20 protein-coding genes, 1 tRNA gene and 1 pseudogene are annotated in these 23,432 nt (G+C 57.6%); 7 read left to right on the forward strand and 15 right to left on the reverse strand.

Translation table 11 applies throughout. From position 1 onward, the window contains the following. Nucleotides 1-14: 14 nt before the first annotated feature. From RAC79_RS21815 to RAC79_RS21845, 7 genes are all read right to left on the reverse strand, one after another. Nucleotides 15-1,097 (reverse strand): DNA methyltransferase, encoded by a 1,083-nt coding sequence (locus RAC79_RS21815; protein WP_374997536.1) that lies wholly within the window; start codon nt 1,095-1,097, stop codon nt 15-17. Then, a complete protein-coding gene (locus RAC79_RS21820) occupies nt 1,094-2,077 on the reverse strand; it encodes a hypothetical protein (RefSeq protein ID WP_374997537.1) in 984 nt (327 codons plus the stop codon). The genes RAC79_RS21815 and RAC79_RS21820 overlap by 4 nt, the downstream gene beginning before the upstream one ends. Continuing rightward, a complete protein-coding gene (locus tag RAC79_RS21825) occupies nt 2,074-3,204 on the reverse strand; it encodes a hypothetical protein (RefSeq protein ID WP_374997538.1) in 1,131 nt (376 codons plus the stop codon). Before RAC79_RS21825 ends, RAC79_RS21820 begins: the two co-directional genes overlap by 4 nt. Continuing rightward, on the reverse strand, nt 3,201-3,416 hold the full coding sequence (locus RAC79_RS21830) for a hypothetical protein (protein WP_374997539.1): 216 nt from the start codon (nt 3,414-3,416) through the stop codon (nt 3,201-3,203). Before RAC79_RS21830 ends, RAC79_RS21825 begins: the two co-directional genes overlap by 4 nt. Nucleotides 3,417-3,653: 237 nt before the next feature. Then, nucleotides 3,654-3,962: a helix-turn-helix domain-containing protein gene (locus RAC79_RS21835; RefSeq protein WP_374997540.1), complete on the reverse strand. Its 309-nt coding sequence runs from the start codon at nt 3,960-3,962 to the stop codon at nt 3,654-3,656. Between the two features lie 193 nt (nt 3,963-4,155). Then, nucleotides 4,156-4,509, reverse strand: coding sequence for a hypothetical protein (locus RAC79_RS21840; protein ID WP_374997541.1), 354 nt, complete (start codon nt 4,507-4,509; stop codon nt 4,156-4,158). After that, nucleotides 4,506-4,916: a helix-turn-helix domain-containing protein gene (locus RAC79_RS21845; protein ID WP_374997542.1), complete on the reverse strand. Its 411-nt coding sequence runs from the start codon at nt 4,914-4,916 to the stop codon at nt 4,506-4,508. Before RAC79_RS21845 ends, RAC79_RS21840 begins: the two co-directional genes overlap by 4 nt. Before the next feature lie 95 nt (nt 4,917-5,011). On the opposite strand from RAC79_RS21845, the gene RAC79_RS21850 reads away from it, so the two are divergent. From RAC79_RS21850 to RAC79_RS21860, 3 genes and pseudogenes are all read left to right on the forward strand, one after another. After that, nucleotides 5,012-5,230 (forward strand): helix-turn-helix domain-containing protein, encoded by a 219-nt coding sequence (locus RAC79_RS21850; RefSeq protein ID WP_097661063.1) that lies wholly within the window; start codon nt 5,012-5,014, stop codon nt 5,228-5,230. 10 nt (nt 5,231-5,240) lie between these two features. Next, complete coding sequence (locus tag RAC79_RS21855) at nt 5,241-5,507, forward strand: AlpA family transcriptional regulator (RefSeq protein ID WP_151688233.1); 267 nt, start codon at nt 5,241-5,243, stop codon at nt 5,505-5,507. A 601-nt stretch (nt 5,508-6,108) separates the two neighbouring features. Further along, nucleotides 6,109-6,450, forward strand: a pseudogene (locus RAC79_RS21860) (tyrosine-type recombinase/integrase); the annotation flags it as partial. Between the two features lie 200 nt (nt 6,451-6,650). On the opposite strand, the gene RAC79_RS21865 reads toward RAC79_RS21860, so the two are convergent. Next, a tRNA-Ile gene (locus RAC79_RS21865) sits at nt 6,651-6,726 on the reverse strand. Between the two features lie 180 nt (nt 6,727-6,906). Between RAC79_RS21865 and RAC79_RS21870 the strand changes: the two genes are divergently transcribed. Then, nucleotides 6,907-7,650 (forward strand): SIMPL domain-containing protein, encoded by a 744-nt coding sequence (locus RAC79_RS21870; RefSeq protein WP_142846459.1) that lies wholly within the window; start codon nt 6,907-6,909, stop codon nt 7,648-7,650. Between the two features lie 184 nt (nt 7,651-7,834). On the opposite strand, the gene RAC79_RS21875 is transcribed toward RAC79_RS21870, so the two are convergent. Both RAC79_RS21875 and RAC79_RS21880 read right to left on the reverse strand, forming a co-directional pair. Then, nucleotides 7,835-8,170: a hypothetical protein gene (locus tag RAC79_RS21875; protein WP_065655756.1), complete on the reverse strand. Its 336-nt coding sequence runs from the start codon at nt 8,168-8,170 to the stop codon at nt 7,835-7,837. 150 nt (nt 8,171-8,320) lie between these two features. Beyond that, nucleotides 8,321-8,743 carry a secondary thiamine-phosphate synthase enzyme YjbQ gene (locus tag RAC79_RS21880; RefSeq protein ID WP_174039510.1) on the reverse strand — a complete coding sequence of 141 codons (423 nt, stop codon included), beginning with the start codon at nt 8,741-8,743 and terminating at the stop codon, nt 8,321-8,323. Between the two features lie 253 nt (nt 8,744-8,996). On the opposite strand from RAC79_RS21880, the gene RAC79_RS21885 reads away from it, so the two are divergent. Next, nucleotides 8,997-11,549, forward strand: coding sequence for an HWE histidine kinase domain-containing protein (locus tag RAC79_RS21885; protein WP_174039511.1), 2,553 nt, complete (start codon nt 8,997-8,999; stop codon nt 11,547-11,549). A 27-nt stretch (nt 11,550-11,576) separates the two neighbouring features. Here RAC79_RS21885 and RAC79_RS21890 read toward each other — a convergent pair whose 3' ends face one another. The 4 genes from RAC79_RS21890 to RAC79_RS21905 form a co-directional block, all read right to left on the reverse strand. Further along, nucleotides 11,577-12,494: a DUF930 domain-containing protein gene (locus tag RAC79_RS21890; protein WP_174039512.1), complete on the reverse strand. Its 918-nt coding sequence runs from the start codon at nt 12,492-12,494 to the stop codon at nt 11,577-11,579. 196 nt (nt 12,495-12,690) lie between these two features. Continuing rightward, nucleotides 12,691-14,745: an RNA polymerase sigma factor RpoD gene (gene rpoD, locus RAC79_RS21895; protein ID WP_065655752.1), complete on the reverse strand. Its 2,055-nt coding sequence runs from the start codon at nt 14,743-14,745 to the stop codon at nt 12,691-12,693. 393 nt (nt 14,746-15,138) lie between these two features. Continuing rightward, nucleotides 15,139-17,124: a DNA primase gene (gene dnaG, locus RAC79_RS21900; RefSeq protein WP_078051817.1), complete on the reverse strand. Its 1,986-nt coding sequence runs from the start codon at nt 17,122-17,124 to the stop codon at nt 15,139-15,141. A gap of 380 nt (nt 17,125-17,504) precedes the next feature. Beyond that, a complete protein-coding gene (locus tag RAC79_RS21905) occupies nt 17,505-17,957 on the reverse strand; it encodes a GatB/YqeY domain-containing protein (RefSeq protein WP_003522833.1) in 453 nt (150 codons plus the stop codon). A 335-nt stretch (nt 17,958-18,292) separates the two neighbouring features. Here RAC79_RS21905 and carA point away from each other — a divergent pair, with 335 nt between their 5' ends. After that, nucleotides 18,293-19,498, forward strand: a complete 1,206-nt coding sequence (gene carA / locus RAC79_RS21910; protein WP_080856598.1) for a glutamine-hydrolyzing carbamoyl-phosphate synthase small subunit — start codon at nt 18,293-18,295, stop codon at nt 19,496-19,498. A gap of 37 nt (nt 19,499-19,535) precedes the next feature. On the opposite strand, the gene RAC79_RS21915 is transcribed toward carA, so the two are convergent. Beyond that, nucleotides 19,536-20,933 carry an MATE family efflux transporter gene (locus tag RAC79_RS21915; protein ID WP_142846452.1) on the reverse strand — a complete coding sequence of 466 codons (1,398 nt, stop codon included), beginning with the start codon at nt 20,931-20,933 and terminating at the stop codon, nt 19,536-19,538. A gap of 331 nt (nt 20,934-21,264) precedes the next feature. Between RAC79_RS21915 and RAC79_RS21920 the strand changes: the two genes are divergently transcribed. Further along, a complete protein-coding gene (locus RAC79_RS21920) occupies nt 21,265-23,355 on the forward strand; it encodes a methyl-accepting chemotaxis protein (protein WP_174039513.1) in 2,091 nt (696 codons plus the stop codon). Nucleotides 23,356-23,432: the final 77 nt, after the last annotated feature.

The following is a 23,432-nucleotide window of genomic DNA, read 5'->3' on the forward strand; positions in this document are numbered from 1 at the left end:
CCTATTCCGCTTCACTAGTTGACGTTGACTACGATGTCATACTCGCGTTTTGTCCCAGCAGCGCTGGGACGAAACGACCTAAGCTGACCGCCAATAATTTCCGACTCAGAAGCAGACCTAAGACTAACATCACGTTCTAGGCCAGCAGCGAGAGAATTCAAGACGCCGTTTTTCGCCTCTTCAAAGTCGATCTTTGAACCACCGATTCTGACGACTACCACTGATTCTCTCGCAAGGAGCTCTTTCATTCCTCCCCATGCCTCACCAAGAAACTTCCAATATTGTGCCTTGGACGTGTGGCGGTCGTCACCGCGTGGCATTTTCCGTGCGCGTGCCTGGCCACCCAAAAACCAGTTTCTGAGCCACTGATCTTCAGCGAAATGTGTCGTATCCAGATACGGCGGGGAGGTAATAACTAGCTTCACCTCATTCTTGTAGTGCGCGAATGCTCCGTTTGCCTGACGTGCATCAGCTTGAACCACCTCTCCGACCGCTTCAGGCCTTCCGGTGTCGAACCGGTATGAAATTTCTGTCTTTAGAATTTGAAATACATCCCTCTCAGGCGCGACATAGCCGTATTTGCTCCACCACCTAACTGAGTAGTCTGGTTTTGTGGCAATGGTTCTTGGCATTCTGTTGCTGAAATATCGGCTGCTTTTGTGGCTTTCCCCGTGGAGACGTCCGAGGATTAACGCGGCAATAAATCCATCACGGATGTCGTTCTGCCAGTTCAAGGTCGCGCGCAGATAAGTCAATTGGCGGAGGGTGTGGTGAGCAAAACAAGCCTTATAGAATTCATCATCGTGAGCGGCGTCGTCTACCTCACAAAATCCATCAGATAGCTCAGCAAGCCGCATTACTATATCTCGCTGCGGAGGAGCCTGCATCTTCGCTCGCGAAATACAGGCAGCAACAGCACTTAGGTCAGACGATATCGCGCGCCGCCCCGACAACAAAGATTGAAAACCTGTTGTGCCACGGCCACTGAAAGGGTCAAACACCAAATCGCCGGGTTTGGAGAACACGAGATATTTTTCGACAAACGTCTCCGGAAACATCGCGAAATACGGGCAGATAGCATGAAAACGATGTCTCACAATGCTACCCCTCTGCCTGCTCGTGCAAGGTAGGTTGATAACCAAACCTTGGGTGCGTTAACATCGTCTACGTAATGTAGGAGCGCAGCATCAGCAGCTAAGAGTTCAAAACCCCTCTGTGCTTGAAGGGGCAGTCTCAGGCGATGGTACATTTGCCCAAGCCTTCTTGTATTATATCGAAGAAAGTTATCATCCACGATTGCAGGGAAGAAGAGCGCACCGTTGGTATGTGCTGGACGCACTTCCATCCAAATTTCCATAAACTTTTCAATTTCATTTATAATGGGCTTGCTGTCGAAATTTGCTCCCGCAGCTGATTGGCAGAACCAAAACGACCTGTGCGGTGGACCATCGTTTTCAGTTTCTACCGCCAGGACATCTACGCTGTCGTCATTTGCGCGTGCCGGCGCGGCTGGATCTAATGCCGCGCGCGCTCTCCCCTCACCGACGTGAGCGCAAATTTCACTCACTCTCTGAAGCAATCCAGCGGCGCCGCGGCGATTCGTTCCCAATAGGAAAGCAGGGCCATTCGCAATCCCAATAGCCGCAACCGCAGTAAGGATTTCGAAATGGTTGCGCGCCTCTCGTGCTTCGGCATCAGTCAACTTAGTCGGAGCCAAAAGTTTGCCTGAAGTCCAAGAGTGGTTGATGACCAAGCAGGCGAGATAAGCTTCCTGACCATAGGTGAGATCGTTCTTGAGATGTAGTACTTCTCCATTCGCGGACATCCTGAATGGATAAGCAGCTTCGTGGAGCACACGAGCTCTCCGCCGAATCTCCTCTGTCACTGCTTCAATCAATGCCTCATTCGCCGCATCGTCGTCGGCGATATCGTCAATTTCGGTATCTTCCGCGATATCCGCAGCATCAGCTATCAGGTCGAGATTGGCAGCTCTGTCACCAGACAAAGTTGCAACAAGTTCAAGCCAATCTGCTAACGCAACCTCGCCGGAATTTTTTTCAGGCGGATCTATGTTCATTCAGTAGCCCCGCCGGCAGCCTTCATTATTAGAACCAAATTTCTAGCATTTTTCTGAATTTCATCTGCAATTTCCAACAAAGTTGCATCTTTGCCGTCGAATGCGGAAGCCTTTTTCAGACTTTCTTCAATTGCTCCGTGAGCCTCTACCAACCGCCGTTCGAATTGACGTTGTGGAGACTCCACTTCGGAGTAGGCGCGAGGAAGATCGTTGCTTTCAAGCATGATCTTTCGCGCCTTCGGATTATCAAGAATTTCTCCGAGTTGCTTTATATGCGGATTCTGTGAACGAATAACCGCAGGGACCGTATCCGAATCGGAACCATAAAGCCAAAGCATCACCTGCCGCAGGTTCGCTAAGTACTCCTCACCAATAGGGTTTTTCGTCGGCTCTGAAGCACGAGATTCTTCAGCTAGGCCCAAATAGCGTCGGTAACCAGGCCGGGTGAGAGCTGTGTACAGATGCGAAAAGGCAAACTGTTTTCCCGGCTCTCGATCTTCGACTGAAAAGAGCCCCTTGTTTTCGGCCTGCTCCAAGACATAGTAGCCGCTTACCATCCTCTGAAGCGTTGAATGGCGGTCGCCCATTCGGCGAGCAATCTCTTGAAGACTTAGCCCTTGATCGCCCTTCGCTCTTTCCTCATCAAGCCAATCAGCTGCATACCGCGCCTTAGCGATTGAATCCCAACGGTGAGCGCCATTGATGTGTTTGAAGCCGATGAAGTCACGGGCTTCACCACGGTCAGGCACCCGGTAGACGGTAACTGCCTTAAGAGTGTCGACTTTGTCCGGCGCGACGGGAGGAGCATTAATTCCACAACGAGCAGCCAAAGTTGGATCACTCAAGACGCGCAGAGCTGCCAATCGTCTGTTGCCCTCCAGAACGATCAGCTTTTCATCCTGGCCGAGCACAATCAGAGGCTCGATATCGACATAGCCGCTGGTCGATATCGATTGGAGAAGCTCGCCTAGGTCGGATGTCTCATTCAGAAATGTGACAATATCCTCATCTGTCTCATGCGGCATACCTTTGTCGCTTGAATACCGAGGGTTGGACTGATCAAAGCTTAGTTTCGAAACCTCAACCTTTGCAGCTTCTCTAAGCGGGATTGCTTGCCACCAAGTCATATTTTATTCCCTGTAGGGCGGCCGTTGGCGCCACTTTTATTGGCTTTTTGAAGATGAGTCGCACCGTCCTCAGAGACTGCACCAGCTACTATTCGCCTAATGGCTTCGCCTCTGGAGCGTATCCGCTCCTTGAACGCCCAATCATCGAGGCGCTCAAGCTCTGACGCCGACATCATGATCGTGACGCGCTGGTCCTTTTTCTCTTCAGGCATGTCTTCCCCCAGATTCAGCACAACTTACCAAACTTTATAAAGATTACAATGTCCTTACGCCGATCCAGTTACTGTTTAAAATGCTCGTCAATCCCGTTTCCTGCTGGCAGCATGGCCAAGAAATGATTGGCTGACCCAGCGGGCGATGACTAGTGATGGATGTAAACAAACGACTTCCAAAGACCTCGCGGGCTTGAGTGCATCTCGATAAGCGATATTGGCGCGATGGCTTTTTCTTCACCCAATCGGCGACCTGGGTTCATCGTCTCGGGAAAATTTCGGCACGAATCCAATTCCGAATCCAAAGAGCCGACCGATTTTTTCCAGTGTTTCCAGTGTTGGATTGGCTGATCCAGCCTCGATTTCAGCAATTTGCCTTCTCGTTAGACCAAGGACTTTAGAGAACTCAGCTTGAGTCATACCTATGCTTTTGCGGATTTCCACCACGGCACCAGGTAAACGCAAATCACCGCAGCGCGCTCGCTCCGCCAGCGTCCGGCGGTTCTCTAGGACTTCATCTTTGGTTGGCTTCGTCCAACGAGCCATGCGTCGGTCATCCTCTAGCCCGCCGGTGCCTTAATACCCCCGGGGCGTCATTTCGGCTTCCAGCGCAGCGGCGTGACCCATCTCTAAATCGGCCTTGCCCCGTTAGTCACATTTATTGACCCCTTTAGTGGGGCAAATAATGTGACTTTGGAAAACATTCAACCCATTGAGATGGATCGAATTTCAATCCTAGTCAGAACTGCCAGCTACCGAAACGGCTATGGAAGCTTCTGATCCGGCAGACCATCTTCCGGCCACGCAACGCGCTACCGCAAGCGAACAGCATGAGCGACAGGCTGAACGCAGGAGTCAACCAAGCAGCGGAGCCGCTCCTTGCATCAAACAGGATGAGCGAAACGGCTCCCATAGCTGCGAAGAAGACCATCCCGAAATCGTATTGCTTCGAAAGGCTCGCGAGCCGAGCTGAATGTTGGGCGTAGCGCAACTGCCTTGCCAGCCTACGTCTATCGGATGCCAGTTCGTCGCGCTGGCGACCAAGCGCGTATATCCCCTGCATCATCTGCTCTTCGAAGCTCGATTTACTCATATCGCTGACCTCAGATATTTTTCTGCGATTTCCTCTGTAAATTCACCGTGTTGTTCGGCGTAGTCGATCAGGAACCGGATGAGCTTCAAGCGCTTCACCGGTTCCACCTGACAGTTTTCCCTTGCGATGAATGCGTCAACCGACACAGTGACATGGTGATACAGGTCGACCTTGTCCCGATTGTAAGGGCTTCCTTCTCCTGTCAGCATCCACGCGGGATTCACGTTGAATTTCACATGCAGGAGGCGGAGAAGCTTCGCAGGTATCTCGCGATTTCCGCGCTCGTAAGTGTTGTAAGCGCTTTGCGACACCTCAAGCGCTTCGGCAAAGGGTACTTGCTTGAGCCCGGAGTCCTTCCGGATTTTCCCGAGCCTTTGCCCCATCGCCTCCAAAAATCCGTCTTGCATCAAAATATCTCGAATGCGATAAAAATGTTGCGACTAACGCGATTATATGATTCGTTCTGTCTTGTGTCGAATTATCTCTATGGAGTTGGGCAGTTATGCAATCTCAGCTTTTATCACCTAAACAGCTCGCAGATCGCTCCGGATGGCCGGTCGCACGCATTCGCAACTTGATTGCGAAGCAAGAAATCCGGCATGTCCGGATCGGAGGAAGTCTGTTCCTGCCGGAAAATGCCGTGGATGAGTATCTTGCAGCGAATATGGTCGAGCCCAAGCAGAAGGCTTTGGCGCTTGCCGATAGCGCCTCCAGAGCGTGAGGAGCAGCACATGAAGCAGCAAGCAGAAGCGCAGGTCCCACGCCCCATTTACAAGGTCGCGGTCAGCCGCGTCCGTGCGGCGGAACTTCTTGACGTCTCGACGGGCACCTTTGACGACTGGGTTCGCCGTGGCCTTATGCCGAAAGGCGTGAAGATCGGCGCACTGCGCCGTTGGGATGCCGAGGAAATCCGCGCGTCCTGGTACGACATCAAAGAACAGGGCCTGAGCGGAGACGAAGACGATGGCGAAAACCCGTTTGATTACGCGGTCGGGTAATCAGCGCGTCCCCTTCAAATATTGCTCGCGGGATATTGATCGCCACGGGAACGAGCGGTTCTATCTCCGCCTGCCTGGTATGCCGAAATATCGCATGACGTCCGTTTATCTGGACGAGGCTGGCAGCGTCACCCAGGCGTTTACCGAGGAATATCATCGCGTACTTGCGGGCGATCGTGGTGAAAAGACGGTCCCGATTTCAAGACTGGAGCCCGGCTCGGTTCGCTGGCTTGTCGAGACCTATTATCGCTCCAAGGCGTTTCAAAGCCAGTCGACGGCCACGCAGAAAGACAAAAAGAGCGTCCTCAATCGCTATTGCAGCAATGTGGGCGAACTCCCCTTCAAGAAGATCCGCAAATCAGACATCGAAGCCAGTCAGATGAAGCGCAGCGGCACGCCCGGTGCCGCCGACAAGCTGGTGAAGTATCTGAAAGCGCTCTTCAATTGGGCCATCAGCGCCGAACTGGCGACCTTCAACCCCGCGAACGGCGTGACGAAAATCCACAAGTCGCCCGGCTTCCACACCTGGAGCGAAGCGGAACTGGCGCGCTATCGCGCAGCCTATCCGCTGGGCTCCATGGCCCGGCTTGCAATGGAACTGATGTTGAATTTGGGCGTCCGCCGGTCGGACCTCGTCAAGCTCGGCTGCCGCAACTTGGTCGGCGACCGCATCGAATTTATGCCGGAGAAGGGCTCCGGCAAATATGCGCAGTCGCTTAGCCTGCCGGTCACGGACGAGCTTCGCGAGGCGCTGGACGCGATTACGCATGATCAGCCGACCTTCCTTATCACCGAATACGGCAAGGCGTTCAGCGGGAACGGCTTCGGCAACAAGATGCGCCAGTGGTGCAATGATGCTGATTTGCCGGAATGCTCGTCGCACGGCCTCAGAAAGGCGTCTGCCACCATCCTCGCCGAGGCCGGTGCTACCGAACATCAATTGATGGCGATCTTCGGCTGGTCTGATTCCAAGATGGCGCAGCACTACACGAAGGCTGCCCAGTCAAAACGGATTATCGATGCCGGTTTCGAGCGTCGGAAGACCTACGTGGCCCGCAAAAATGTCCCACTTTCATCGAGCCGGAATTCCGGTGAGACAAATCGAGGAAAAAACGATGGAAAAACAACGTCAGAAGATCGGAATGGTGGGCCCGGAGGGACTCGAACCCCCAACCAAGCGGTTATGAGCCGCCGGCTCTAACCATTGAGCTACAGGCCCTTTTCGGAAAAACCAGTCCGAAACACCGGTTTCGCAATGGCTCGAATCCGGTGGGTCACGCTCTAACGTAATTTTTTGAGCCCGACAAGCCAATGATGCTTTCGCAAAGCAGTGCCGCCGTATTAGCTACACAATCTAAGGCAATACCCTTCAAAGGGACTCAATCAACGAGGAAACACCATGAAGACAAAAACGGCCCGCCTTTTCGCACTCACCGCAATGACCGCAGCAGCCATGATGCCGCTCGCCGCCCAGGTGTCTGCGCAGGAGGCTACTCCTCGCGAAGCCACCATTAGTGTTTCCGGTGAGGGCCAGTCGGCCATTGCCCCCGACATGGCGATCCTGTCCTTCAGCGTCGTCAAGCAGGCGGAGACCGCAGCTGCGGCGCTGACCGAAAACTCCAAGGCGCTTGCCGATGTTCTGAAGGCGCTGAAAGAGGCCGCCATCGAGGAGCGCGACCTGCAGACCAGCAATTTCTCGGTGCAGCCGCTCTACAAGCACTATGAACCCAAGGATGGCGTCTATGTCGCGCCCGAGATCACCGGTTATCAGGTGTCCAACGGCCTGACCGTGCGGGTGCGCGACCTCAAAAAGCTCGGCACGATCCTCGATACATCCGTCAAGCTCGGCATCAACCAGGGCGGCGACATCACCTTCACCAATGACAAGCCCGAAGCGACGGTGACCGATGCCCGCAAGCTGGCCGTTGCCGATGCGCTGGCCAAGGCGAAGACGCTGACGGAAGCGGCGGGCGTGAAGCTTGGCCGGGTCATTCAGATCAGCGAAAACTCGCAGCGCCCGATGCCGGTACCGGCGGGCGCGATGCGCGCTTCGATGATGAAGGAAGCCGACAGCGTTCCGATCGCTTCGGGCGAGAACAACTACAGCGTGGTGGTCAACGTCACCTTCGCTCTCGAGCAATAAGATCGACGGCGGGCGGCGCCTCGGCGCCGCTCCTGCCCCATCTTGCGTTCAGCCATTCACATAACCCGAAATAAAATGCCCCTCGCCTGCCTTTCCGGACAAGCGAGGGGCATTTTTGATCCATCTACCATACGGGGATATCGGCAGATCGATAAGGTCGCCGCTGTTAGCGGCGGATTACATTTTAGCGGCGGATGACGGGGCAGCCGCGCTCATTGGCGAAAACGACGCGGTCGCGGCCGTAACGGTTGAAGCCTGCCACAACGACACGGCGCGGCGATACATCAACCACGCGGGCGCGGCGAAGGCCCATGCGGCTCGCTTTTTCTTCCGCCAGCCAGGGCGAGCAGCCACGGCGCGGGCGATCCGGGCGACCCCAGCCGGGACGATGGCCATAGCCATCCTGAACCTGAACTCTGAACTGAACATCCGAGCCCGCGGAAGCCGCCGGCGCAGTAAAGGAAATTCCACCGAGGGCGATGAGGGCAGCCAGGCCGGCTTTTGCGAAGGTGCTGAACATGAACTCACTCCGTTGTTTCTTTGCCGACAGGGGAGCATCCCCCGGCGATTGACGAGACCCTAGACTCGCCCGCCTGAATATCAGCAGAACCGAATGTTCAGCAGGCGTTCAGGGAGGTTAACGCGGAACGCCTCGATCCGGATCCGGATATCACGGCGAGATATGCAGCACGATTTCGCGTCGATGCGGCTCATCGCGGTGTTCGAAAAGATAAAGGCCCTGCCAGGTGCCGAGCACGAGCCTGCCGTCGGTGATCGGCACGCCGATGGAAACCGTGGTGAGCGCCGATTTGATATGGGCGGGCATATCGTCGGGGCCTTCGAGCGTGTGTATGATCCAGCGCATGGAAGGATCGTCCGAAGGCGGCACGAGACGGGAGAAAAACATCGTGAGATCGCGCCGCACATCGGGATCGGCATTTTCCTGAATAAGCAGCGAGCAGGATGTGTGCCGGACGAAGATCGTCAGCAGGCCTTCTTCCAAGCCGGCTTGGCTGACGAATGCCTTGGCCTCGGATGTGAATTCATAAAAACCCTGCCCCCGGGTGGCGACTATGATTTTTCTCTGCGGCACATTTTTTCCTTCAACGTGTTGGAACAAAATCGGCGCTGCCAACGTTTCAGCATGTCAAATTGTATCCAATGACGTAATGGATACGACAATAGCGTGACGACGGCCTATAAAAGCAGAACGGAAAACCGGCGTCACAGTTGCAAAAAACGGGGAAGGGTTGGCACTATCAGAATGAATTATTCAAGCTTACCCGTTCCTCGACGAACACAATATTCCCCGTACAAGACAGGCACAGGGTGCGAAAGACTGATTCATGGCCCCCAGTGACTATCATGTCGACCTGACCAATTGCGACCGCGAACCCATCCACATCCCAGGCTATATTCAACCGCATGGCTGTCTCATCGCCTGCGACAACGCCATGCGCATGGTGCTGCGGCATTCTGAAAACTGCCGCGAACTGCTGGGCGTCGAAGGCGATATCAATGGCAGGACGGCCGAGGAGGTGCTCGGCAAAAAACTCGTCCACGATCTTCGCAATGCGCTCACCGTCACCGGCAGAACCACGCGTCCCGCCATGCTGCCCGCAATGGAAATGAGAGACGGCCGCAGCTTCGATATTGCCCTGCATCGCTACAAATCCACCACGATCATCGAATTCGAGCCCTCGCGCAGCGAAACGCAGCCGCTGGGGACCGCCCGCAAGATGGTGGACCGCATCCGCGAGGCGGACAGCATCGACAGCCTGATCTCCAGAACGACACGGCTGATAAAGGCGACGCTCGGTTACGACCGGGTGATGATCTATCGTTTCGAGGAAGACGGCGCCGGCAAGGTCGTGTCGGAAGCGAAGCAGCCGGAGCTGGAAAGCTTTCTCGGTCAATATTTCCCCGCCAGCGACATACCCCAGCAGGCCCGCGCGCTCTATCTCAAGAACACACTACGCATCATCTCCGATGCCAGCGGCGCCCGGGTCTCCGTCCTTCCGGCACTCGACGCATCGGGCGAACCTCTCGATATGTCCTTTGCCCATCTGCGCAGCGTCTCGCCCATCCATTGCGAATATCTTCGCAACATGGGGGTCGGCGCTTCCATGTCGATTTCGGTAATTGTCGACGGTGCGCTCTGGGGCCTGATCGCCTGTCATCACTATTCCCCACGCGTGCTGACCATGCCGGTCCGGATCGCCGCGGAAATGTTCGGAGAATTTTTCTCCATGCACCTGCAGGTCCTGAAACAGAAACGCCGGCTCGATACCGTCAACCACGCCCACGCCGCGCTCGACCGCTTCCTTCGGCTTGCCGCCCATCACGCCAACATCGAAGAACTGCTGATCGACAGCTTTCAGGATTTTGCCGATCTGATGCCCTGCGATGGCGTCGGCCTATGGGTGGGAAACAACTGGCACGGCCAGGGTGCAACGCCACCGCATGACGCCATTCCAAGGCTGGCGCGCTTTGTTGCCTCGGCTTCAGAAGGCAGGGTCTGGGCAACGCACGCGCTGTCGCAGGCCATACCGGAGGCGGAAATCTATGCCGGCACCGCAGCCGGAATGCTCGCCATTCCACTCTCGCAGGTGAAGAACGACTATCTTCTGTTTTTCCGCAAGGAGATCGTGCAGAACCTGAACTGGGCAGGCAATCCGGAAAAATCCTATGAAACCGGTCCGATGGGGGATCGTCTCACGCCGCGCAAAAGCTTTGCAATCTGGAAAGAGACGGTGCGCTGGCAGGCTCAGCCCTGGTCGGAAGACGACCGGGAAATCGCCGAAGCGGCGAGGATTGCGCTGGTCGAGGTCGCATTCCATCACAGCGAGCTGATGGCGGGCGAAAGGGAGCGCGCGGAAGTGCGCCAGCGCATGCTGAACGAGGAGCTTAATCACCGCGTCAAGAATGTTCTGGCCATCATCAAATCGCTGGTCGGCAATCCCTCGCAGGAGGGCAAGACCCTGCAGGAATATGTGACCGCCCTGAAGGGCCGCATTCAGGCATTGTCCTTTGCCCATGACCAGATCATTCGCGGTGAAGGCGGCGGCGCGCTTCGCGATCTTCTGGATGCCGAGCTGTCGCCGCATCGCTCACCGGAAACCGTTGTGAAATTGACCGGCCCGCAAGTCACACTCGATTCGCGCGCTTTCTCCGTCATGGCTCTTGTTCTGCATGAGCTGGCCACGAACGCCGCCAAATACGGTGCGCTTTCGCAAAATGGCGGGCAATTACATGTGCGCTGGACCATCGACGAGAACCGCGATTGCGAGATTGAGTGGCGCGAAATCCTGCCCACCAAACTGCCCCCGCCATCACGCGCGGGCTTCGGCACCGCACTCATCAGCCGCAGCATCCCATACGATCTCGGCGGGCGCAGCACGATACGCTATTTGCCCGATGGGCTGGAGGCGGAAATTCTCCTGCCCTCCCGTCACGTTTCTTCGGCCATGGCAGTCGCCGACACGCAAACCGAAGATGAAACCGCGCCACAGCCCAGGCGCTATAACCGGGAGGAGCCGTTGAAAGTATTACTCGTCGAAGACCAGATGCTGATCGCCATGGATGTCGAGAACATGCTGGAAGACAACGGCATCAAGGCAATCGAAACGGCAACCTCGTCGGCAATGGCGATTGAAAAGCTGAAGACCTATGTGCCGGATGTCGCCATTCTCGACATCAATCTCGGCTCCGATACATCGATCCCCGTCGCCCGGGAACTCCACCGCCGCGGCATCCCCTTCCTCTTCGCCACCGGTTATGCGGATGGCAGCATGGTGCCGGATGAATTCGGCACCGTGCCGGTGATCAGGAAGCCCTATGATGAGGATGCGCTGATGGCGGGCATTGGGCTGCTGGTGGGGGATGCGGAGCGGGTTTAGGAGACTAATGATTGGGAAAACCCGCCCTCACTGAAATCTCGTAAAGCCCCGCTTTTTCGCGTCTTCCGGGCTGACCTCATTTCCGATTTTAAACCGGAACTCCGTCACCGTGTAATTTTCCAGATCGACTTCGCACTGGAACGAGACGTCATGCCAGCCACTGCCCGTGTTGAACGCGCCGCCGGAAGCATCGATCGAATTACCGGAAATCCTGCCGCCCGTGTCCGAATAGGGGATCATGCCCCTGGCGGCAAATCCCGCGCCCTGAATCTGGGCCAGAGCTTCAGTGCTGCAAAGCTGAACGACGCGGCGACGCGGTGGCAAATCGCCAAACATCTGGCGTCTCTGGGCCGGTGACAGCATCGACGAAGACAGGAGGTTTTTGGCCGCCGGAAGTTTCGCGGGCTTCTTTTCCGTCACTTCCGCCGGCTTTTCCTCAGTCGGCTTGGCCTGCGGCACTGGCGGCTGATCGGGCTGCGCTTCTTCCTTCACGGGTGAAACCGTGATCTCCCCCTGTGCGGCGGAAGCCTGAAGATCGCTGTTGGCGGCAGGAGCTGCGGGCTTTTCCTCAGCCGTTTTTTCAGGCTGGCTTGCAGGCTCCGCGGAAGGCTCGGTCTTTTCCGCTTCCTCCGTCTTGCCCGGCTTGTCCTCGGGGTCCGCCTGCGCTTCCTCGGGCCTCATGGCGATGGCCGGCAACGTCGCCTGCGGCGGCGGCAAAGGTTTTGCCTCTTTCGCTGGAGGAGCGGGCGGCGGTGGGGGTTGCGGCTTTTCCTCTTTCGCGTTCTCTTCACCCGGCGGCGGGGCCTCTTCCGCCTTTTTCTCCTCAGGCGGCGGCACCAGATCGACGCTGATGCTTTCCGGCTCCTGCGGCTCGGCTATCCGCTCCGGCAGCTCGAAAAAGAAAAGCGCGACGACGGCAAGATGCAGCAGCACGGAGACGGGCACAGCCCATCCTCCCCTCCGCCATTTGCCTGCCGAAATCTGTTGCATCTCATCGAACCAAATCGAACCCGGGCTTATCCAGCAAAAGCGGAATGCCTGTTTTCACACATAAGGCTTGTCGCAGAGTTCGCCAGTGCGGGAAACAAAAAACCCGGCCAGCGCTGACTGACCGGGTTCAATTTTAAAGGAAGCGGAACGCTTAGCTGTCGAGGAAGCTGCGCAGCTTTCTGGAGCGGCTCGGATGCTTCAGCTTGCGCAGCGCCTTCGCCTCGATCTGGCGGATACGTTCGCGCGTGACCGAGAACTGCTGGCCGACTTCTTCCAGCGTATGGTCCGTGTTCATGCCGATGCCGAAGCGCATGCGCAGAACGCGTTCTTCACGCGGCGTCAGCGAGGCCAATACGCGGGTGGTCGTCTCGCGCAGGTTCGCCTGAATGGCGGCGTCAATAGGCAGCAACGCGTTCTTGTCCTCGATGAAGTCACCGAGATGCGAATCCTCTTCGTCGCCCACGGGGGTTTCGAGCGAAATCGGCTCCTTGGCGATCTTCAGAACCTTGCGCACCTTTTCCAGCGGCATGGCGAGCTTTTCGGCCAGCTCTTCCGGGGTCGGCTCGCGCCCGATCTCGTGCAGCATCTGGCGCGAGGTGCGAACGATCTTGTTGATCGTTTCGATCATATGCACCGGAATACGGATCGTGCGGGCCTGGTCGGCAATCGAACGGGTGATCGCCTGCCTGATCCACCAGGTCGCATAGGTCGAGAACTTGTAACCGCGACGGTATTCGAACTTGTCGACCGCCTTCATCAAGCCGATATTGCCTTCCTGAATGAGATCGAGGAACTGCAGACCACGGTTGGTGTATTTCTTCGCAATCGAGATCACCAGACGCAGGTTGGCCTCGACCATCTCCTTCTTGGCGATGCGCGCTTCGCGCTCACCCTTCTGCACCATCGAAACGATGCGGCGGAATTCGGCGATGGAAATGCCGGTTTCCGTGGAGAGGTTCTGGATTTCCTGACGGATTTCCCGGATCGTGTTGCTTTCCTCGCGGGCGAATTCCTTCCAGCCGCGCGCGGCCAGATTGGCAATCGACTTCATCCAGTTCGGATCGAGTTCCGCACCGTGATACTGCTCAAGGAAGCTGTCGCGCTTGACGCCATAGGACTCGGCAAGGCGCAGCAGCCGGCCTTCGTTCTGCATCAGGCGCTTGGAAATGTCGTAGAGCTGCTCGACAAGGCTGTCGATACGGTTCTGGTTCAGCGACAGCGACTTGACGGCCGTGATTAGCTGATCTTTCAGTTCCTTGTAACGACGCTCCTGACCGGAAGACAGGGTGCCGGTGCAGGCAAGACGCGCTTCAACCTGCTGATCCTGAAGCTTGCGCAGCTTCTTGTAGGTGTCAGCGATGGTGTCGAGCGTTTCCATGACCTGCGGACGCAGTTCGGCTTCCATCGCGGCAAGCGAAAGATTGGACTCGTCGTCGTCCTCTTCTTCCTCTTCCGGCGGAAGGCCATCGCCGCCCACATCCGTCACATCCTCGTCGCCGGTCGGCGCACGCAGCTTGCGGGTCTTTTCCTTCTCTTCAGCGGCCTTGCGGTCCGCTTCGATCTTTTCCGGGCTCTGGAACTGGGGAGCCGCCTTGGCTTCCGGACCGGAATAGGTGGTTTCGAGATCGATGATCTCACGCAGCAGCGTCGTGCCTTCGTTGAGTTCGTCGCGCCAGATGATCAGCGCCTGGAACGTCAGCGGGCTTTCGCACAGGCCCGAAATCATCGTTTCGCGGCCGGCCTCGATACGCTTGGCGATGGCGATTTCGCCTTCGCGCGACAGAAGCTCCACGGAACCCATTTCGCGCAGATACATGCGCACCGGGTCGTCGGTACGGTCGGTCGGTTCTTTCTTCTTGGCGGTCGCAAGCGCGGTGCCGCCGGAAGGGGCAAGTTCCCCGCCCTCGGAATCGTCGCTATCGGAATCGCTGTCGTCGTCGCTGCTGGCGGCTTCCTCGGCGTCCTCGTCCTCGATCACGTTGATGCCCATATCGGACAGCATCGCCATCGTGTCCTCGATCTGCTCGGAGGTCACCTCTTCAGACGGCAGGACGGAATTCAGCTCGTCCATCGTCACATAGCCGCGCTTCTTGGCGGCCTTGATCATTTTCTTGACCGCGTCATCCGAAAGGTCGAGAAGCGGGCCGTCCGTCGCACCGTCGCGTTCGTTTTCTGCTTCTTCGTTTTCTTTGACTTTGGTTGCCATCTATCTCGTCGCTTTCCCTGACGCTAACACCTGTTCCGCAGCATCGCCGTCCGCCCCTTGAGCATCCGGCGCATTGCCGCGAATCACTGTCAGACACCTAACGGAGTGATCTTTAATTGCCGATTAACCACGGCAGCCTCAGGCAGAATGCAAAGACAGTGCACCCGGAAATGCTTGCTCATGCAATTTCTATCCGCCAAGGCTCATTCCACCTTACTTTTCCTGAAATGGTGATTCCCGCTATTTCCCGCCCCGTCAAGCCTTTGAGGGCGAGACAGCCAAGGAAATTCTTAAAAAGAGCCGCATTTTGCGGATTATCACCAGACTATCCCCTATTTAGGACGCCTGCCGCAAAAGGCAACCCCAAACACCTTTCAATTCTGTCGCCCGCCCTCAGCCATGGCCGACGGCCGGCCCCTTCACCCGGCCGGACATGACCCCGAAACCATCGATGATCGCCTCCTGATTTTCCATACGGCCGATTTCCAGCTGCACTTCGGCCAGCGCCCGCACCAGCAATGTACCGCGTTCGTCATCCGTCGCCTCGGCGATTTCCCGCTCCAGTTCCTTTTTCTGCCAGAGCAGGGATTTCGTCCTCTTATGCAGGGAAAGGGCCTGCACATAACCCTCGCGCGCATCCTCCATCGCCGCCTGCTCCGTCGCCGTCCACAGGCGGGCATTGCGCACCTGCTGGTCCATGGCCTTCAAAAGCACCTCGAAACCCTGCTGTGACAGGCGCTCGATCAGCCCTGCCCGCGAAATCTCCGCCGCACTTTCCGCCGCATAGGTCAGCACCGTCGACCACAGGCGCTGCAAATCGCGGTTTTCGTAGTCGATAGCGGCGATCTCGTCATATTCCTCGAGCAGCAATTCGGGATGGTTGACGATGGTGATGGCAAGAACGCTTTCCCGGAGCGAAGGCTTTGTCTGATAGCCCCTGACAAGGCCAGACTGCGCAAGCCGGTCGGAAATGCTGCTGGCCGGCGCGGCCATCGCCCCGCCCCGCCCCGGCGCATTGCGCTGGAAGCCGCGTCCCGCGGGCTGCGCGCCGTTGCGGCGAAAATTGCCGTTCTGAGCCCCGCCCTGCTGAAAACGCGGCTGGAAAAAGCCGTTCAGCCTGTCGCGCATATCCTGCTGGTAAAAACGGCGCACTGTCTCGTCGCCGATAACGGCCACGATCTGCCGCAACCGGCTTTCAAGCTGCGCGCGTTTTTCCGGTGTATCGAAAGTGACGCCGGAGGTCTCGCGGCTCCAGATCATCGCGGCCAGCGGCTTGGCTTCAGACAGCACCCGGTCGAAAGGCGCGCGTCCCTCCAGCCGCACGAGATCGTCTGGATCCTTGCCATCGGGCAAAAGCGCGAAGCTGACGGAACGATCCGGCTTGATATGCGGCAAGGCAAGGTCGGCCGCACGGTTGGCGGCGCGAATGCCAGCGCCATCGCCATCGAAGCAGAGGATCGGCTGCGGCGACATTTTCCAGAGGAGATCGAGCTGGCTTTCGGTCAGCGCCGTGCCGAGCGGCGCGACGGCATTTTCCACACCCGCCTGATAGAGCGCGATGACATCCATATAACCTTCGACGGCGATGACCGAACCGCCGGCCGCCTGCGAGGCGCGCCGGGCGCGGGCGAAATTGTAGAGAACATTGCCCTTGTGAAAGAGCTCTGTTTCGTTGGAGTTCAGATATTTCGCCACCGCATCCGCGGCCATGGCGCGGCCGCCGAAAGCGATCACCTTTTCCCGCGAAGACAGGATCGGGAACATGATGCGGTCGCGGAAGCGGTCGTAGGAGACCGGCACATTCTCATGCACCACCAGCCCGCAGGCCTCCATCTGTTCCTTCGTCACGCCCTTGCTCGCCAGATGCTCTTTCAGCGCATTGCGGCTATCGGGCGCATAACCCAGCCGGAAAGTCTCGATGGTGCGCCCGGTCAACCCGCGATCGCGCAGGTAAGCCCGCGCCCGCGCACCGAGAGCGGTCTGCAACTGGTCCTGAAAGAACAGCGTCGCCATTTCCATGACGTCCTGAAGCGAAGTGCGCTCGCGCTCGCGCTTTTCCGCCTGCGGATCGGGCTGCGGCATGGAAATGCCGGCCATATCGGCAATCTGCTGCACAGCCTCCGGAAAACTCAGGCCCTCAAGCTCGGTCAGAAAGCGGAAGTGATCGCCGGAAACGCCGCAACCGAAGCAATGATACCGCCCCTTGCGGTCCTCGCAGTGGAAGCTCGGGCTTTTCTCACCATGGAACGGGCAGCAGGCCCAATAATCCCCGCGCGACGTATTGGTCTTCTTCTTGTCCCAGGACACACGTCGGCCGATCACATCGGAAATGTGCACGCGGTCGCGTATCTCATCAAGGAAAGAGTTGGAAAAGCGCATGGGTTACCTATTCGAGGCCAGTCTTTCATATATGCGCGGAAAGAGGCCAGCACAAAACTTAAAGAACAGGAATACCCGATATTCACAGGCCACGACGGCGAAATCACATCGCCATTGCGCCCGCTTCGGGCAAATTTATGGCACCGCAGCATCACCAAAAATTATGTTTTTGTAATTTGAGCCGGCCGCGGCGGCGATGTAAAAACATCAGCGAAGGCAGCAATTGACCTCCGTATAATCTGCCGACGCCCGCAGGCACGTCCCCCGAAAAAAGCCTGTGAAGGACCGCATTTTGATCCGCCGGAATGCGTTTTCGTCGACAGAAAAAAGGCAGGGCAGCCCACATCTGCCCTGCCTTTACTTTTTAAGGATGCCCGAACTTACTTCAGCAAATCCTTGACGACGCCGGAAGCCTTGGCGAAGTCGATCTGGCCGGGATAACGCTCCTTCAGCGCATTCATGCACTTGCCCATGTCGCGCAGGCCGGACGCGCCGGTCTCAGTGATGACGGCCTGGCAGAGTTCGCGCACCTTCTCGGCCGGGATTTCTTCCGGCATGAATTCCTTGATGATGACGATTTCCTCGCGCTCCTGAGCGGCAAGCTCGGGGCGGCCGGCGCCTTCATAGATATTGGCGGATTCCTCCCGCTGCTTCACCATCTTGGTCAGGATCTGCATGATGTCCTCATCGCTGACGGGGTCTTTGCCCACGCCGCGATTGGCGATATCGCGATCCTTGATGGCGGTCTGGATGAGGCGCACGGTCGAGGTGCGGCGTGCATCACGAGCCTTCAATGCGTCCTTCAAAGCGTTTGCGAACGTGTCGCGCATCATTTTTCTTCTCCTTGGGAAAGCGCTTTCCGCAGCTTCTCGATACGGAAACTTTCCACCTCATTTTGCGAAACGACATAAACGAGCAGACACGCTCAAGCAAATCAAATGCATAAGACCTTGAAAATACGGTGGTTTAATTCCACGTAAATCTTGGCCCTGCGGTTGACCGCTGGGGCTGCTTTCGTTATTTTCCGGCACCTGCACGAGATTTTAACGAAGGGTCGGAACGCGAGCTTTATCGCGCGCCCCTTTATGTCACGAAGCCTGCGACAAAAATGGCCCCTTACCCCCTGCCTTTCAAGAGGCGGGGTGCGAAGCGGCAGAAACGGAACGAGATGACCGAGACAGCGCCCTGGACTACCCGCAAACCGACCGCAATGCTTGTTCTTGCCGATGGCACGGTGATTGAAGGAACGGGCATCGGCGCAACCGGCAAGGTTCAGGCCGAAGTCTGCTTCAACACGGCGCTGACGGGTTACGAGGAAATCCTGACCGATCCTTCCTATCTCGGCCAGATCGTCACCTTCACCTTCCCGCATATCGGCAATGTCGGCACCAATGAGGAAGACATTGAAGACCTGACACCCGCCGCCCGTCGCGGCGCGGTCGGCGTCATCTTCAAGGCCGATATCACCGATCCGTCGAACTTCCGCGCCGTCAAGCACCTTGATGCCTGGCTGAAGGCCCGCGGCGTCATCGGCCTTTGCGGCATCGACACCCGCGCGCTCACCGCGTGGATCCGCGAAAACGGCGCGCCGAACGCGGTGATCGCCCATGACCCGAACGGCGTCTTCGACATCGAAGCGCTGAAGGCGGAAGCCAAGGCATGGAGCGGCCTCGTCGGCCTCGACCTCGCCATCGAAGCCACCTCCGGCCAGTCCTCCACCTGGACGGAAACGCCTTGGGTCTGGAACAAGGGTTACGGCACGCTCGGTGAAGCCGATGCGAAATATCACGTCGTCTGCGTGGATTTCGGTGTGAAGCGCAACATCCTGCGCCTCTTTGCCGGTCTGGATTGCAAGGTCACGGTCGTTCCGGCCCAAACGTCGGCCGAAGACATTTTGGCGCTGAAGCCGGATGGCGTGTTCCTGTCCAACGGCCCGGGAGACCCGGCCGCGACGGGCGAATATGCCGTGCCGGTTATCCAGAACCTCATCAAGAGCGAGCTGCCGATCTTCGGCATCTGCCTCGGTCACCAGATGCTCGGCCTTGCCGTTGGCGCAAAGACGGAGAAGATGCATCAGGGCCACCACGGCGCGAACCATCCGGTCAAGGACTTCACGACCGGCAAGGTGGAAATCGTCTCGATGAACCACGGCTTTGCGGTGGATACCAAGTCGCTGCCCGAGGGCGTCGAAGAGACCCATATCTCGCTGTTCGATGGCACCAATTGCGGCCTGCGCATCACCGGCAAGCCGGTCTTCTCTGTCCAGCATCACCCGGAAGCATCGCCAGGCCCGCAGGACAGCCACTATCTCTTCCGCCGCTTCGTCAACCTGCTGCGTGAAAAGAAGGGCGAGGCAGCGCTCGCGGAGCGCTGATACTTTTTCAATCCGGACGTTACATGCGGCCCGCTTCTCAGCGGGCCGTTTGCATTTCACGCTTCACAAGCAGCACGAAGCGGATGGTGAGAAGAACGGCGGCTGTCGAAAGACCGATCACAAAGCCGAACCAGACACCGCGCCCGCCGAAACCGAGCGGAAAAGCCATGGTCCAGGCAAGCGCCAGCCCAATTGGCCAATAGGAAATCAGCGCCAGCATCGCCGGAATGCGCGCATCCTTCAACCCGCGCAGCAGGCCTGCTGTGACCGCCTGAATGCCATCGACAAGCTGGAAGATGCCGGCAATCACCACAAGGCTGCTGGCATAAGCGAGCACCTCGGCGGCCTCAGGCAATTTCGGATCGAGGAACCACTTCGCCAGAAATTCCGGCACCGCCGCAAACAGGATGCCGCCACAAATGGCGATGCCGCAGGCGATGGCGTAAATCATGATCGAGGCACGGATCAGATTTCTGAAATCCCCCTGCCCCCGCGCCACGCCCACACGAACCGTCGCCGCCTGGGAAAGACCAAGCGGAATCATGAAGGCGATGGAGGCGAGCTGCAGGGCGATGCCGTGCGCCGCAAGCTGGACGGTGCCGATCTGCCCCATCAGGATCGAAGCGGCGGCGAACAGCGTCACTTCGGCAAGAATGGTGATGCTAATCGGCAGACCGAGGCGCAGCACTTCGAAGAGCGCATGCCAGTCCGGCCGCCAGAAGCGCACGAACAGCTCGTATCTCTTCGTTTCCTCACGCGTCTGCACATAGACGACAATGAAAATGAAACTGAAGGCATTGACGATGACGGCAACCACGGCAGCACCGTTCATGCCCATGGCGGGCAATCCGAAATGGCCGAACACCAGTGCATAGGCCAGCACACCGTTCATCACCAGCATGATGATGGTGACATAAAGAATGATGCCGGCGCGCCCGATGGCGCTGACAAGCCCGCGCAGGACATAAAACAGCAGCGCCGGCAAAAGGCCGAATTTCGCGATGGCGAGATAATGGCCGGTCAGCGCCGCCACATTGGGGTTCTGCCCAAGAGAAATGAGAATGCGCTCGGCATTGATGAAAATCGGCAATGCAAGCAGCCAATAGGCGATTGCCACCCACATGCCCATGCGCAGCGAGCGGCGCGCGGATGTCGCGTCACCCTGCCCGTAAGCCTGCGCTACCATTGGTACAACAGCGACGGAAAAGCCGGAGCCGAAAATGAAGACGACGAAAAAGAACTGTCCGGCCAGCACCATGGCCGCCAGCTTTTCGGCGCCAAGCTGGCCGACGATGACCATATCAGTGGTATGGATGCCAAGCTGCGCGAGCTGCGCGCCGATAAGCGGAATTCCCAGCACAAGCGTAGCCTTGAAATGCGAAAACCACGACCCCGATCCAGACGGAACGGTTTCTGCAACAACCGACGAAGACATTGTAATTCACCTGAACTTTGGCCATTGCCCGCGAATTGCGCAACGGCAGCACGGTGATGAATAAAATATTCCCCTCCTGCACGCAACCTTTGCAGATCGATGATCAAAATTTACGCAAAACGGCAATCCGACGCGCCCTTTGGCCTACATCCAGTGACGAAAGGCAAATTTAGCCGAATTTTACCATTTCAATTTACTTATTAGAATATTGCGTAGTTCTTCTAAACCAAAAGCTGCATGACGCAGAATATTCCCGCCTTTAAGGCATGTCTCTCCCCACCATTTCCCTAGATGAGCCGAACGGATTCACCCGGTTTCAAGGACGTGTAGCTTGCCTAAAAAAACCAATCTCATGACGCGCATTCTCGTTGCTGCGTCATCACTTGTCGTCGCCGCCTTTGCCGGCTTCTCTTTTTACATCGACAGCCTTCAGCATCGCGTCACGACGGAAGCGGTGGCGGAAAACATCGATTCATCCGGCAAACAGGCGGCGCAAAGCATCGCCAACTGGCTGAATGGCCGCATCATGCTGACCGAAACGGTGGCAAAGACGCTGGCCAAGCTTCCGGATGACGAAGCAAAGCTGCATTTTCTGGAAAACGACGTGCTGACGGCACAGTTCATGTCGACCTATTTCGGCAATGCCGACACCGGCAGCTTCACCACCTTCCCGAAAACGCCGCTGCCTGAAGGTTACGATCCGCGCAAGCGCCCGTGGTATCTGGATGCGGTCAAGGCCGGCAAGACGGTTCTAACCGAACCCTACAATGATGCATCGACCGGCGGCCTCATCATCACCGCCGCCATACCCGTTTCCATCGATGGCAAGCTTGCTGGCGTGACAGGCAGTGACTTCTCGCTGGACTCGCTGGTGAAGATGATCAAGTCGGTGGATGCTGGCGCAGATGGATATGCATTCCTCGTCAGCAAGGATGGCAAGATCCTCATCCATCCCGACCCAAAATTCGTCGACAAGCCGATGGCCGATCTCTTCAAGGTCAACACGCCAGCGATTTCCTCCGCGATCTCCCAGACTGAGATCGACGGCAAGGGCAAGATCACCAGCTTCATTCCGGTCGCCGGCCTGCCCTCGGTCGACTGGTATCTCGGCTTTGTCGTCGATTCCGATGTTGCCTACAGCGCAATCGGCCAGTTCCGGCTCGCGGCAACCATCGCCACGATCCTCGCAGCGACGATCATGATCGGACTTCTCGCAACCGTCCTTTCCCGCTTCATCGTCCGCCCCGTCACGCAGATGACGTCCGCCATGGAAGGCCTTGCCGCCGGCAACCTCGATGTCGCCATTCCCGGTCAGGAGCGCACCGACCAGATCGGCTCCATGGCCGCAGCCGTTGCCGTGTTCCGTTCGAACGCCATGGAGCGCCTGCGCCTTGAAGGCGACGCCGAACAGAACCGTACGCTCTCCGAACAGGAGCGCAACGAGCGTGAAAGAACGGCAGCAAAAGACGCGGCGGATATCCAGTTCGCAGTCGATTCACTTGCCCGGGGCCTGGCGCATCTTTCGGACGGCGATCTCAATTATCGCATCGACACGCCTTTCGTGGCCCGTATCGACCGCCTGCGCAACGATTTCAACAATTCGGTCGCCAAGCTGAACGCAGCCCTCAGCACCGTCGGCCAGAACGCCCTCGCAATCGATGCGGGTGCGGGTGAAATCCGCCAGTCGGCCGATGATCTGGCGCGACGCACCGAACAGCAGGCGGCCTCCGTTGAGGAGACGGCAGCAGCACTCGAGGAAATCACCACGACAGTGAAGGATTCCGCCCGTCGCGCCGAAGAAGTCGGCCGTCTGGTCGACCGCGCCCGCGGCAATGCCGAACAATCCGGCGTCATTGTGGAAGATGCCGTGCGCGCCATGGAAGGCATCGAAAAATCATCGTCCGAGATCAGCAACATCATCGGCGTGATCGACGAAATCGCCTTCCAGACCAACCTGCTCGCGCTGAATGCAGGTGTTGAAGCCGCCCGCGCCGGTGAGGCCGGCAAGGGTTTTGCCGTCGTCGCCCAGGAAGTGCGCGAGCTTGCCCAGCGCTCAGCCAATGCGGCAAAGGAGATCAAGACGCTGATCAACGCCTCGACATCGCAGGTGCAGTCCGGCGTCGAACTCGTCGGCAATGCCGGCAAGGCGCTGGAAACCATCGTCCGCGAAGTGCAGGAGATCAACCGCCATATCGACGCGATCGTCACCGCATCGCGCGAACAGTCGACAGGTCTTCAGGAAATTAACACCGCCATCAATACCATCGATCAGGGCACGCAGCAAAATGCCGCCATGGTCGAGGAACAGACGGCAGCAAGTCATGGCCTCGCCTCGGAAGCGGCGGCGCTCAACGAGTTGCTCGCGCAGTTCCAGCTCGCCACGGCCAGCCGGCGGCAGGCGGAATATGGGCGGGCTGCTTAAGGGGAAAAGACCGTGGCCGGAGCGCTATCGTCACCAGATCGCTGCCAGCCGCTACCTACTCTCGACGTCATGCTCGC

The sequence above is a fragment of the Agrobacterium sp. LR_9 genome, assembly GCF_041954855.1.
In the GTDB taxonomy this organism is placed as follows: Bacteria; Pseudomonadota; Alphaproteobacteria; order Rhizobiales; family Rhizobiaceae; genus Agrobacterium; species Agrobacterium leguminum.